This window comes from Erysipelothrix aquatica, assembly GCF_009828825.1.
Lineage (GTDB): Bacteria > Bacillota_I > Bacilli_A > Erysipelotrichales > Erysipelotrichaceae > Erysipelothrix > Erysipelothrix aquatica_A.
Genome location: NZ_WTTA01000005.1, coordinates 42,826 through 55,242 on the forward strand (window position 1 = coordinate 42,826; position 12,417 = coordinate 55,242).

At 39.1% G+C, this 12,417-nt stretch carries 15 protein-coding genes and 5 tRNA genes; 18 read left to right on the forward strand and 2 right to left on the reverse strand.

The genetic code is table 11. From position 1 onward, the window contains the following. The first annotated feature begins 21 nt into the window (after positions 1-21). The 12 genes from GVV22_RS09605 (at position 22) to GVV22_RS09660 (ending at position 7,776) form a co-directional block, all read left to right on the forward strand. On the forward strand, positions 22-840 hold the full coding sequence (locus tag GVV22_RS09605) for a Cof-type HAD-IIB family hydrolase (protein ID WP_159649863.1): 819 nt from the start codon (positions 22-24) through the stop codon (positions 838-840). Between the two features lie 82 nt (positions 841-922). Further along, the gene (locus GVV22_RS09610; protein WP_159635239.1) at positions 923-1,105 is read left to right on the forward strand and encodes a hypothetical protein; all 183 of its coding nucleotides are present in this window, start codon (positions 923-925) and stop codon (positions 1,103-1,105) included. A 114-nt stretch (positions 1,106-1,219) separates the two neighbouring features. Next, on the forward strand, positions 1,220-2,446 hold the full coding sequence (pepT, locus tag GVV22_RS09615; protein ID WP_159649864.1) for a peptidase T: 1,227 nt from the start codon (positions 1,220-1,222) through the stop codon (positions 2,444-2,446). Positions 2,447-2,461: 15 nt separating this feature from the next. After that, a complete protein-coding gene (locus GVV22_RS09620; protein WP_159649865.1) occupies positions 2,462-3,274 on the forward strand; it encodes an energy-coupling factor transporter ATPase in 813 nt (270 codons plus the stop codon). Beyond that, entirely contained in the window at positions 3,265-4,116 is an 852-nt protein-coding gene (locus GVV22_RS09625; RefSeq protein ID WP_159649866.1) for an energy-coupling factor transporter ATPase, read from the forward strand. Before GVV22_RS09620 ends, GVV22_RS09625 begins: the two co-directional genes overlap by 10 nt. Further along, the gene (locus tag GVV22_RS09630; RefSeq protein WP_159649867.1) at positions 4,109-4,906 is read left to right on the forward strand and encodes an energy-coupling factor transporter transmembrane component T family protein; all 798 of its coding nucleotides are present in this window, start codon (positions 4,109-4,111) and stop codon (positions 4,904-4,906) included. The genes GVV22_RS09625 and GVV22_RS09630 overlap by 8 nt, the downstream gene beginning before the upstream one ends. Then, positions 4,906-5,643 carry a tRNA pseudouridine(38-40) synthase TruA gene (truA, locus tag GVV22_RS09635; RefSeq protein ID WP_159649868.1) on the forward strand — a complete coding sequence of 246 codons (738 nt, stop codon included), beginning with the start codon at positions 4,906-4,908 and terminating at the stop codon, positions 5,641-5,643. The genes GVV22_RS09630 and truA overlap by 1 nt, the downstream gene beginning before the upstream one ends. Positions 5,644-5,743: 100 nt before the next feature. Then, the gene (gene rplM / locus GVV22_RS09640) at positions 5,744-6,181 is read left to right on the forward strand and encodes a 50S ribosomal protein L13 (protein WP_159635221.1); all 438 of its coding nucleotides are present in this window, start codon (positions 5,744-5,746) and stop codon (positions 6,179-6,181) included. A gap of 9 nt (positions 6,182-6,190) precedes the next feature. Continuing rightward, entirely contained in the window at positions 6,191-6,592 is a 402-nt protein-coding gene (rpsI, locus tag GVV22_RS09645) for a 30S ribosomal protein S9 (protein ID WP_159635218.1), read from the forward strand. 185 nt (positions 6,593-6,777) lie between these two features. Further along, entirely contained in the window at positions 6,778-7,431 is a 654-nt protein-coding gene (locus tag GVV22_RS11155) for a CatB-related O-acetyltransferase (RefSeq protein WP_159649869.1), read from the forward strand. A 166-nt stretch (positions 7,432-7,597) separates the two neighbouring features. Continuing rightward, positions 7,598-7,674: transfer RNA gene (locus GVV22_RS09655), tRNA-Ile, on the forward strand. 26 nt (positions 7,675-7,700) lie between these two features. Next, positions 7,701-7,776, forward strand: a tRNA-Ala gene (locus GVV22_RS09660). Positions 7,777-7,913: 137 nt separating this feature from the next. On the opposite strand, the gene GVV22_RS09665 is transcribed toward GVV22_RS09660, so the two are convergent. Both GVV22_RS09665 and GVV22_RS09670 read right to left on the reverse strand, forming a co-directional pair. After that, entirely contained in the window at positions 7,914-8,195 is a 282-nt protein-coding gene (locus GVV22_RS09665) for a rhodanese-like domain-containing protein (RefSeq protein WP_159649870.1), read from the reverse strand. Positions 8,196-8,204: 9 nt separating this feature from the next. Then, positions 8,205-8,474 (reverse strand): rhodanese-like domain-containing protein, encoded by a 270-nt coding sequence (locus tag GVV22_RS09670; RefSeq protein ID WP_159649871.1) that lies wholly within the window; start codon positions 8,472-8,474, stop codon positions 8,205-8,207. Positions 8,475-8,769: 295 nt separating this feature from the next. Here GVV22_RS09670 and GVV22_RS09675 point away from each other — a divergent pair. The 6 genes from GVV22_RS09675 (at position 8,770) to GVV22_RS09700 (ending at position 12,415) form a co-directional block, all read left to right on the forward strand. Next, positions 8,770-8,846: transfer RNA gene (locus GVV22_RS09675), tRNA-Ile, on the forward strand. A gap of 23 nt (positions 8,847-8,869) precedes the next feature. Next, a tRNA-Ala gene (locus GVV22_RS09680) sits at positions 8,870-8,945 on the forward strand. Between the two features lie 41 nt (positions 8,946-8,986). Beyond that, positions 8,987-9,062: transfer RNA gene (locus tag GVV22_RS09685), tRNA-Ala, on the forward strand. Between the two features lie 224 nt (positions 9,063-9,286). Further along, positions 9,287-10,123, forward strand: coding sequence for an alpha/beta fold hydrolase (locus tag GVV22_RS09690; protein WP_159649872.1), 837 nt, complete (start codon positions 9,287-9,289; stop codon positions 10,121-10,123). A gap of 202 nt (positions 10,124-10,325) precedes the next feature. Further along, positions 10,326-11,435, forward strand: coding sequence for a thiamine pyrophosphate-dependent dehydrogenase E1 component subunit alpha (locus tag GVV22_RS09695; protein WP_159649873.1), 1,110 nt, complete (start codon positions 10,326-10,328; stop codon positions 11,433-11,435). Then, positions 11,435-12,415: an alpha-ketoacid dehydrogenase subunit beta gene (locus tag GVV22_RS09700; protein WP_159649874.1), complete on the forward strand. Its 981-nt coding sequence runs from the start codon at positions 11,435-11,437 to the stop codon at positions 12,413-12,415. The genes GVV22_RS09695 and GVV22_RS09700 overlap by 1 nt, the downstream gene beginning before the upstream one ends. Positions 12,416-12,417: the final 2 nt, after the last annotated feature.

Sequence of the window (12,417 nt, forward strand, 5' to 3'; positions counted from 1 at the left end):
TAGTAGTATACGAGGTACTCAATGAAACCAAAAATTATTGCGTTTGACATCGATGGTACAACCATCAATAACTATCGAAAAGTAGATCAATCAACATTGTATGCTCTGATTGATCTTTCAAAGCGAGGTTACATTCTAGTGCCTACAACTGGCCGCTCTTTGGATGGGATTCCGAAACCGATTCGTGATTTAAATATTTGCGATTATGCGATAAGTTCAAACGGTGCTCGGATTACAAATTTACGTACAATGGAAGATATTGATTCGGATTTAATGTCCACTGAACTTGCAATCAAAATTGTGGAAATTGTAAAACCTTATCGTGTGTGGACATCGTTACATATCAATGGTGAATGTTATGATCAATCCTGGTTTCAAAAAATGGGCCGAAGAATTCTTTTTCATAATGATTTTAGATCACATCCAACAGTTCGTGATTTAGCGACTTTCATCAAGGACAATAATTACGAAGTCGAAAAAATTCAAATATTTACATTGTCACACCGAAAATTAGAACGGGTCTTATCAGAATTAGAACCGCTCAAATGTATTTCTTATCCAATGTCCGCTAATCGTTATTATGAAATAACACAAGAAGGTGCAAACAAAGGACGCTCACTCCAAATCCTATGCGAACATTTGGGTCTGAGCATGGATGATGTATTTGCAATCGGAGATGACTCGAATGATATCGCGATGTTAAAAATTGCAGGGATTTCCGTGGCAATGGGAAATGCACACCAAGCCGTTCGTGATGCCGCTCAATTTCAAACAGAAAAGAATACGGAGCAGGGATTCGCACATGCAATCTATAAATATGTCATATCAGAAGACCGTTAGATTCAAAGAGTTCGTGATATCTTCACTTTCTAAACAAGTATGAGTATGATACACTAATAATAGAAGAAAGGCAGGAGATTCAATGAAAAAATTCTTACCACTCGTAATTATCGGTAGTGCAGTTGGTGCTGCAGCATACTATCTAAACGCAAATAATAAAAAGCATGTCGAGAAGACAATTGATGCTTTAGATGCAATCAGTCAAGAGGCAGAAAACGCAGTCTTAGATCTTGCCAATGAAGTTGTAGAAGAACCAACAGAATAGCATTATCAATTAATCCACTGAATAGTGGATTTTTTTATGAGGTTCGCCTATCACTCTGTAACATTTCCGTTATCAAATATGGTAAAATAACAACAGACTAGCGAGGTAGAGACTATGAAAGATACTTTAATTGAACGCTTAGTACGTTATACTAAAATAAACACTCGATCAGATAGTGGATCAATGACAACCCCTTCAACCCAAATACAATTTGATTTGGCGAAGATGCTTTATCAGGAATGTATTGCGATTGGTTTAGAAAAAGTTAAAATCGATGATAATGCTATTGTGACTGCTTTGTTGCCTTCAAATGTGGATAGAGATGTTCGTACTGTAGGTTTCATTTCTCATATGGATACAGCCGATTTTAACTCAGAAAATGTACAGCCACGAATCATCGAAAATTACGATGGTCGCGATATTGTATTGAATGAAGCATTAAATATTGTTACGAAAGTTGATGTGTTCCCGAATTTAAAAAAATATGTTGGAAAGACACTGGTTGTTACTGACGGGACAACTCTTCTTGGTGCCGACAATAAAGCAGGAATTGCTGAAATTATGACGGCCATGGAATACTTAGTACAACACCCAGAAGTAGAACATGGTGATATCCGAATCGCATTTACGATTGATGAGGAAATTGGTACTGGTGCTGATTCTTTCGATGTTGAAGGATTTGAAGCAGATTTTGCATACACTGTAGACGGTGGCGGATTGGGTGAAATGGAATATGAAACCTTTAATGCTGCGGAATCACTTGTAACCATTAAGGGAGTCAGTGTTCATCCTGGATCAGCCAAAGATACCATGATTAATGCGGGTGTTGTAGCGATGGAATTCTTTAATCAACTCCCTCCACTAGAACGTCCAGAGCATACTGAAGATTATGAAGGTTTCTTTATGATGTCAGATATGGAATCGACCGTTGAAGATGCGAAGATGATATTTATTATCCGTGATCATGATGATAGTAAATTTGAAGCACGTATGGACCTTATGGATACCATTGCAGCAAATCTTAATGCCAAATATGGTGCGGGTACAGTAATGGTAGAAACAGAAGAAACATACTATAATATGCGTAATATCATTGAAAAAGATATGAGTATCGTTGAACTAGCAAAAGAAGCAATGCTTGCATGTGATATCGAACCCATCATTGCACCTGTACGTGGAGGGACTGACGGTTCAAGACTTTCTTACATGGGGTTACCGACACCTAATATCTTTACAGGTGGTGAAAATTTCCACGGAAAACATGAATTTGCCGTTGTTGAAACAATGGAAAAAGCAACTGAGGTTATTATTGCAATATCAAAATTAAATGCAATTCAATAGTTTGGAGTGAGTAATTTGAAACAATTAACAGTTAGTAATTTAAAATTCTCCTATAACAAAAAAGTCAATGCTGTCGATGGCATTGATTTTGAGGTTAAAAAAGGAGATTACGTAACAATTATTGGCCATAATGGAAGTGGGAAATCTACTGTTGCGAAACTCATCATCGGTTTACTTGAAGCTGATGAGGGGAAGATTCAAATCGATGATATGACTCTTACACATGATAATGTTTATGACGTCCGCGAAAAAATCGCAATTGTATTCCAAAACCCAGATAATCAATTTATCGGATCCACGGTCCGTGATGATATCGCATTTGGTCTAGAAAATCGTACGGTGGAACCTTCACTAATGGATGGTATAATCGAAACATTTGCAGGTCGCGTCGGAATGCTCAATTATTTAGGTCATGAGCCGACTAAGCTGTCAGGTGGACAAAAACAACGAGTAGCAATTGCAGGTGCTCTTGCGATGAGTCCAGAACTTTTGGTTTTGGATGAGGCAACGAGTATGCTAGATCCCAAAGGCCGTAAAGAAGTAAATGATTTGGTGCATGAGTTACACCACAAAAATAAAATGACAATCTTATCCATCACGCACGATATTGAAGAAGTGTTGATGTCCGATTATGTCATTGTTATGAGCGGTGGGTCAATTGCAATGCAAGGAACACCAGAGCGTATCTTGAACCAAGCCGAAACGCTTGTAAAGTTACAATTAGATATTCCGTTCAGTGTTAAGTTTCATAATGCACTAAAGGCTCAGGGAATTGAACTGGAAGAAATGTATGATGTAGAAAGGATGATTGAGGAATTATGGCAATAACATTTAAAAATGTTGGTTTTGAGTATGCTCCGAAATCGCCTTTTGCATATGTTGCTTTGCGTGATATCAATGCCACAATCAACGCAGGTGTGGTCACCGCAATTATTGGTGCTACGGGTAGTGGAAAGTCGACACTTGTCCAACACCTAAACGGTTTGTTGCGCCCTACAGCAGGCGAAGTTCAAATTCTTGACCATGTCCATGTCGCGAATGAAAAGCCCTCTAAATTGAAAGCATTGCGTTCTAAAGTCGGATTGGTCTTCCAGTTTCCAGAAATGCAATTGTTCGAAGAAACAATTTATCAAGATGTTGCATTTGGTCCTAAGAACTTTGGGTTCAGTAACGAGACAATTAAAACAAATGTAGAACGTGCGCTCCGTTTAGTCGGAATTGATGAAGCGTTATGGCAACAATCTCCCTTTGACCTTTCTGGCGGTCAAAAACGACGTGTTGCAATTGCAGGTGTTTTGGCAACAGACCCAGAAATTATCGTGCTAGACGAACCTACTGCTGGTCTTGATCCGCAAGGAAGTCGTGATATGATGCAATTGTTCATGACGCTCAATAAAGACTATAACAAGACAGTTATCATGGTAACTCATGATATGGACCATGTACTAAACTACGCAGACGAAGTCCTTGTGCTAAAAGATGGTCAGGTGTTCTTTAGTGGAACAACTCAGAATTTCTTTGAAGATACCAGTCGTTTGGACAGTTTAGAATTTGTTGTCCCAAAAGTCTTACAACTGAAAGCATCTTTGAAACAACGAGGCATCGATACAGGAATAGAACTCGACCTTGATATCATTGCACAAATGGTTAAGGAGGGACGTCATGAATAATATTGCATTAGGACGTTACGTTCCGCTCGATTCAAAAATCCATAAAATGGATCCACGTTTTAAAATGGTGGCAATGATTATCTTGATGATTGCAATTTTTAATGTCAGTAATGCTGCTGGAAGTATCTTTATGTTTGTTATTTTAGGTGCAGCGATTCTTGCGTCGAAACTCACATTCAAATTTATTTTAAAATCGATGAAACCGATGATGTTTATGTTGATTTTCTTATTCATTCTAAATATGTTTGCAATTCGAGAAGGCTATGTTCTTGTTTCAATTTTTGGATGGAATATTTACAGTGGTGCTATTTTTTCAACATTATTCATCGTTAGCCGTTTAATTCAGATGATCATGGTAACAACACTTTTGACAGCAACAACTCAGCCATTAGAATTGACACTTGGAATAGAGGATTTACTAAGTCCTTTACGTCGCATTAAAGTTCCCGCGCACGAGATAGCAATGATGATCTCAATTGTGCTGCGCTATATACCAACTTTAATCGAGGATACACAACGGATTATGAATGCGCAAGCAAGCCGTGGTGTCGATTTAGACGAGGGGTCGTTAAAAGAAAAAATAACCGGAATCGTTTCGATGATCAGCCCTTTATTCATGATGAGTTATATGCGTGCGGAAGATTTAGCAGATGCGATGGAAGCACGTGGATATTACCCAGGAAAAACGCGAACACGTTATAAACAACTTGAAGTCAAAGCAAGTGATTGGATGTTCATTGTACTGTCAATTGCTATCCTCATCGCAACAGTCATGATTGGACGTATCTAATGCGCTACAAAGTGACGGTTGCTTATGATGGGTCCGCCTTCTCAGGATGGCAAAAACAGCCATCGAAAGATAGTGTTCAAGACGATATTGAAGGAGCACTAAAAAGGCTCCATCGTAAACCAGTACCAATTCATGGATCGGGTCGAACTGATACACAGGTTCATGCATTGGCTCAAGTCTTTCATTTTGATTCGGATATAAACATGCCAATTAAAAATTGGATTAAGGCACTTAACACGCAAACCTCAGATGCAATTAATATTCTCAAAGTGGAAAGTGTTGATGATACATTTCATGCTCGCCATGATGCAATTGCAAAAACGTACGTTTACCGAATTAATGTCGGACCGTACAATGTCTTTGAACGAAACTATGTTTACCAGTTTAATAACCCGCTTAACCTTTCAAAAATTGAAGAAGCAATGGAATATATTGTGGGCGAACATGATTTTACAAGTTTCAATAGTTCACCACTTGACTTGTTTCCCAATCAAGTTCGTACAGTTCATAGTTTTGAAATGACAGTTTCGGATGATATTCTTGAATTTCGGATTACGGGAACTGGATTTTTAAGGTATATGGTACGTATGATCATCGCATCAATGGTCATGGTCGGATCTGAAAAAATAAGTCCAGATACAGTCAAAATGTACCGAGATGCTAAGGACAAAGATATTGCAAAACACAATGTGCCCGGGTGTGGTCTTTATTTAGAAAAAGTCACGTACAATTCCTAATTAGTTTCTTGACTTTTATTGCCAAAGAACATATAATTTATATCGGCACTTTATGCCAATAGTAGCCCCGGAAACTACTTTTGGTTTAGGAGGAAATTTTATGCGTCAAACAACTATGACGAAACCAGCAGATGTTGTGCGCCAATGGTATGTTGTTGATGGAACTGACAAGACTCTAGGACGTCTTGCAAGTGAAGTTGCAACAGTATTACGTGGAAAGCACAAACCAACTTACACACCTAACGTAGACGGTGGAGATTACGTAATCGTTATCAATGCAGACAAAATTAAAGTCAGCGGAGATCAAGAATTCAAAAAATTCTACTACAATCACTCACACTACCCTGGTGGAATGCGTACACGTTCAACACGTGTAATGCGTGAAGCATACACAGTAGAATGGGTCGAAAGAGCTATTCACGGTATGTTACCACACACAAGCTTGGGCGATGTTCAACGTAAACATTTATTTGTTTACAAAGGTGAAAACCACCCACATGCTGCTCAACAACCAGTGGAAATGGTAATCAAGGGATAGGAGAAGAGTATGACAACAAAAAACAAAGTAACTTACTTAGGTACAGGTCGTCGTAAGACATCCGTTGCTCGTGTCTATTTGACTCCAGGAACTGGTGTTATTACAATTAACCACAAACCTATTGAAGCGCATTTGCCTTCAGAATTATTACAAATGACAGTTCGTTCACCTTTTGAAGTGACATCAACTGTTGACCAATTTGACGTTAATGTTAACGTTAAAGGTGGAGGACTTACAGGTCAAGCCGGAGCAATCCGTCACGGAATTACTCGTGCTTTAATCGAAGCATCAGCAGATTACCGTCCTGCCCTCAAAGCAGCTGGATTCGTTACACGTGACCCACGTGCTAAAGAACGTAAAAAACCAGGTCTTCGCGGCGCTCGTCGTGCACCACAATTCTCAAAACGTTAATACTATTAACTTTAGAGACTATCAAGACTTCCTTTGGGAAGTCTTTTTATTTGACATGACGCAAAATTATGGCATAATGTTTAAACAAATGAGGTGATGAGTTGGTTCGAAAACTAAAACAGCTCAGAAATGTCGCAGTGGTCGTGCTCTCTTCTAAGTAAAATCGATAGAAGAGAGGTATTGCCATGAAAATAGATTATCGACATTGGTCGGAGCCAAGATACTTAAAAGATATAATTACTAATCCCCTAATTGAGGTCGGAGAATATTCGTATTATTCAGGCTATTATGGGTCTGATGATTTTGAAGATGGATGTGTTCGCTTTTTATGGGGAGATGCATTTTCAAGGACATTGTTTAACCCAATTGAATCCAATCAGTGGGAACTGGATCGATTAATAATTGGAAATTATGTCTGCATTGCTAGTGGAGTCGTAATTCTTATGGGAGGAAACAATAACCATAATACAGAATGGATTTCCCTCTACCCATTTGCGGAAACGATTCATGCATCGTATTCACCGAAAGGTAATACAATAATTGGGCACGACTCATGGATCGGGATGGGGGCAACAATTATGCCTGGCGTAACGATTGGGAATGGTGCTATTATCGCATCTGGAGCGGTTGTAACGCACGATGTGGCGGATTATGAAGTTGTGGGTGGTAATCCTGCGAAACGGCTTAAAATGCGCTTCAGTGAGTCGGAGATTTCGATGTTAAATGAGATTGCTTGGTATACGTGGTCTCATGATATTATTGTCTCCGCACTGCCTTACATTTCAAGTGGTGATGTAGACGCATTGTATCAATTTGCACTGAGTCATAATTTAATATAAATAAAAGGCGTTCATCAGATGATGGTGCCTTTTTTACAGTTATAATAGTGAAAATTTAAGTGGTGTTTTATGGGGGTTCTTAAATACTTGAGATATTAAGAAATAAAGTCCAATTCTGGTTGACACCCCCAAATGCGAGTGGTATATTATTAAGGCAGTCAGAAATGGGCCTGTAGCTCAGTTGGTTAGAGCGCACCCCTGATAAGGGTGAGGTCGCTGGTTCGAATCCATTCAGGCCCACCATTTCTTTAAGTAATAACAAAATATATGGGGCTTTAGCTCAGCTGGGAGAGCGCCTGCCTTGCACGCAGGAGGTCAGCGGTTCGATCCCGCTAAGCTCCACCATAAATTGTTAAATCAACTTTCTACTTTAGAAAGTTTTTTTATTTAACTTGATAAGTATAATAACAAAGTTGCTTGACGGATGAGTTATTCTGTGACAATGGACAAGCTTATAAAAAAACATCCTCAATGGATGTTTTCTATCCGCGATATGCAGACATGCCACCTAACATATTGACGACTTTATACCCTTGCTGCGCTAAATATTGTGCCGCAGTGTAGGAACGAGACCCGCTTTGGCAAACAATGTGATAAGTTTTACTCTTATCCAGCAATCCTAAATTGTAAGGAACCGTATGTAATGGGATATTGAGTGCATTGGGGATTGAACCCATAGCAAACTCAATCGGTTCGCGAACATCTATAACGTGATGTTCCTGTTGATTATATTTGAACTCATTGATGAGTATAGTTTGAAACATAAATATCTCCTATCGTATGTGCATCATGCCGCCGCGAATGTTAATGGCGTCAATATTGCGCTTGCGTAATGACTTCACAGCGCGTTTACTCCTCGCGCCGCTTGAACAGATTACATAGACTGTTTTTAAACTTTGAAACCCGTCAAGCTGACTCAAAGGTACATTTTTTGTCCGGGGTAGTTTATGTTGTTGGTATTCATGCCGTTCGCGAACGTCTATAATGACTGCATTTGCAGGTAATTCGTGATACGCAACTGATGGAACTTTATTAAAAAACATTGATTGCCTCCTTGATTTCACGAATATAATATACCCCAAGGGGTATGACTGGTAAAGTCATATGCTCATAAAAAGAGTTCGAATACAACAATCTCAGAGATTTAGTACTTCGTATAAAAAGTAGCATACACCGTGGTTAGTGGTGCCTTATGATCGCCCAGAGCGTGCTAAATTTGTAGGTTTTTCTGAGAGGAATTCAATTGGAAAATAAAGTTCTCTTTTTTTGACTGATATTGTTCAAAATTTGTTGACACTTAGAGGTCATAATGGTATATTAATTAAGCAGTCAAGATATGGGCCTGTAGCTCAGTTGGTTAGAGCGCACCCCTGATAAGGGTGAGGTCGCTGGTTCGAATCCATTCAGGCCCACCATTTCTAATGATTGCTATATATTTGGGGCTTTAGCTCAGCTGGGAGAGCGCCTGCCTTGCACGCAGGAGGTCAGCGGTTCGATCCCGCTAAGCTCCACCAAATTTACAATTGAATGGTTACAGTATCTGTAACCAAATTATGGGGCTTTAGCTCAGCTGGGAGAGCGCCTGCCTTGCACGCAGGAGGTCAGCGGTTCGATCCCGCTAAGCTCCACCATAAATTGTAAATCACAGACCATCGTAAGATGGTCTTTTTTGACCATATATTTATTTTTGGTTATAATATCTCCTTAAGGAGTTGATACTATGTATTTCGGTATAGATAAGCGTGTAAAAGCGTACAGCTACTCAATTTTTGATAATTGATTGAAGTAGCGTAAATAATTTACTTCTTTCAATTTTAAACGACACAATTCATTTAAAACTAAGAGGAGAAAAACAATGAATAAATTATCAATTAATCGAGATGGTTATACACTAAATATTAATGATATGAGAAAGGATACAGATACTCCGATATTTGTAATCGGTAGTTCGATATATTACCCCAAACTTTTTGCTGACTCAATTTATGATGCGACAAACTTTGTCTTTGCAGACCACAGAGGTTTTTCAAAATCTGTAGTTGATGGAGCGCCCTATAATCTTGATGCAATTGTTGAAGACATAGAGGCAATGCGTATTATACTTGGAATCGACAAGATGCATATGTTGGGTCACTCTGGACACGGATTCATGGCTATGGCCTATGCGAAAGCTTACCCTGATCATGTGGCGACACTAATACTGTCAAACCTAGCGCCAACTAATACAGTACAAAGACAGCAAGGAAGTATTCAATATTTTGAAGACACAGCATCAGTAGAACGTAAAACAACCTTTTATAGAGCATGGGAAGCCTTCCAAGCGTCGGTTCAAGATTATGAATCGGACCGTTTCTCATTGATGAATATAGCGATGCAAGCGCACAGTTTCTATGATTATACATTTGATGGTGCATACTTGTGGGATGATGTTGTAAATAACATGGCTGCTTTAGATCATTTGTGGGGCGAAGCATTTGCTATGTTCGATACGAAATCATTTCTAGAGAGGTATCAAAAACCGGTCTTGCTTCTCTTGTCACCATATGACTATTTAGTTGCACCAACAAGTCTATGGAAAGGCATTGTCTTTGATAATGCAAACATAACCTATGGACAGTTTCAAGCAAGTGGCCATAACCCAATGCTAGAAGAACCAATCCAATATAAAAAATATCTAGATTTAATAATGTAATCATGAAGCTGAGGAACTTTCGTTCTTCAGCTTTTTTATTAGCTTATAAATTTCTTTTATAGGTTAAAATAATTTCTATTGGTCATAAAAGGGTATACAAACTATAATTTGGATAGAGATTGTTAGCGCTTACAATTCTAAGTTTCAGGAAGTCAGAAGTTTATTGCTGTCATTTTTAAATGCGAAAAAGAGAGGAAATCGTATGTCTAAAAAAAGTAAAGTATTAGATTTTAAAGAGATTCTAGAAGAATCAAACAAACTTCCAGATTTATTTCAAATCATGGACGAAACTGGAAAAATTGTGAATGAGGATTATATGCCAGAGCTCACTGATAAGCAACTTGTTGAAATGATGGAAATCATGGTGTGGGGTCGAGAATACAATAATCGAGTCAGTATTCTCAGCCGTCAAGGAATTATTGGTAATCTTCCGCCAACAGAAGGCCAGGAAGCAAGTCAGTTGATCAGTCAATATGTCTTAGAAAAAGGTGATTGGCTATTACCAAGTTATCGAGATGTTCCACCGATGATTCGTCATGGTGTTCCAATGTCTCAAGCAATGAACTGGTATATTGGTCATACTAATGGCTTCTCCTATGACAAAGATATTAAATCATTCCCACCACAAGTTATTATTGGGGCTCAAATTATCCAAGCAACAGGTGTTGGTTTAGGGTTGAAAAAAAATAATAAGAAAAATGTCGCCCTAACCTATATTGGTGACGGGGGTACATCGCAAGGTGACTTTTATGAAGGTCTAAACTTTGCTGGTGTTTATGACGCGCCGGTCATCTTCGTAGCACAGAATAATGGCTTCGGAATTTCGGTTCCGCGCAGTTTCCAAACACGCTCCGCAACATTATCACAAAAAGGGCATGGCGTCGGAATTGCACACTTATTTGTGGATGGTATGGATCCGCTTGCGGTATATGCTGCAACAAAAGCAGCTCGTGATCATGCAGTGAATGGTCATGGTCCAGTACTGCTCGAGTTCTTAACATTCCGATATGGACCGCATACTTTAAGTGATGATCCACGTCGTTATCGTGAAAATGAAATGGTTGAGCGTTGGTTGCCAAAAGATCAACTTATTAGAATGCGTAATTTCTTAACGGAACGTGGCCTTTGGAATGAAGAAAAAGAGGAAGCTGTTCTAGAAAAAACGCAAGCAGAAGTTAAGGAAGCACTTGAAATCGCACGTAAAGCAGAGAAACAAACAGTCTCAGGCTACCTGAAAAATATGTTTGAAGTCATGCCACCTTCTGTAAAAGAACAATACGAAGCATTCAAAATTAAGGAGGAGCAAGAATAATGGCACAACTCAATATGGTTGAAGCAATCACAAATGCGTTGGATGAAATTTTAAAAAAAGACGAGAAAACACTGATATTTGGTGAAGATGTTGGATTAAATGGTGGCGTTTTCCGCGCTACTAATGGATTACAACAAATTCATACAGATAGCCGAGTCTTTGATACACCGCTTGCGGAATCTGCAATTTTAGGACTTGCTATTGGATTGGCTGCAGAGGGTTTCCGTCCAATTCCTGAAATTCAATTCTTTGGGTTTGTTACAGAAGCAATTGATTCACTTACAAATCAAATGGCGCGTATGCGTTTTAGAACAGAAGGAAACATCACGGCTCCAATTACGATCCGCAGTCCCTTTGGAGGTGGTGTTGCAACTCCTGAAATTCACTCTGATAGTTATGAGGGTATCGTGGCTCAAATGCCGGGAATTCGTGTTGTCGTACCAACGAACGCCTATGATGCAAAAGGTTTACTTGTATCTTCAATTCGTAGTAATGATCCCGTTGTTTTCTTAGAACATTTAAAACTTTACCGTGGTGCGAAAATGGAGGTTCCAGAAGGGCTCTATGAAGTGCCATTAGATAAAGCTGCTGTTACAAAAGGGGGTACAGATGTAACTGTTATTGCCTATGGTGCAATGGTTATTGAAGCCCTCAAAGCTGCAGAGATACTCGCTGATGAAGGCATTAGTGTTGAAGTCATCGATTTGCGAACTGTATCACATCCAGATTATGAAACAATCGGAGCCTCCGTTGGTAAAACAGGGCGAGTCGTCGTGGTTCAGGAGGCACAACGTCAAGCCGGTATTTCCGCTAATGTCGTATCAGAGATTAATGAGCGATTCTTCTTGGATCTACTTGCACCTGTTACACGTGTCTCTGCACCGGATACAACTTATCCATTGCCTGCAGCCGAAACGATTTGGCTTCCAAATGCAAAGGATATTATAGATGCAGTAAAAATTGTTAAGGAAGGATATTAGGT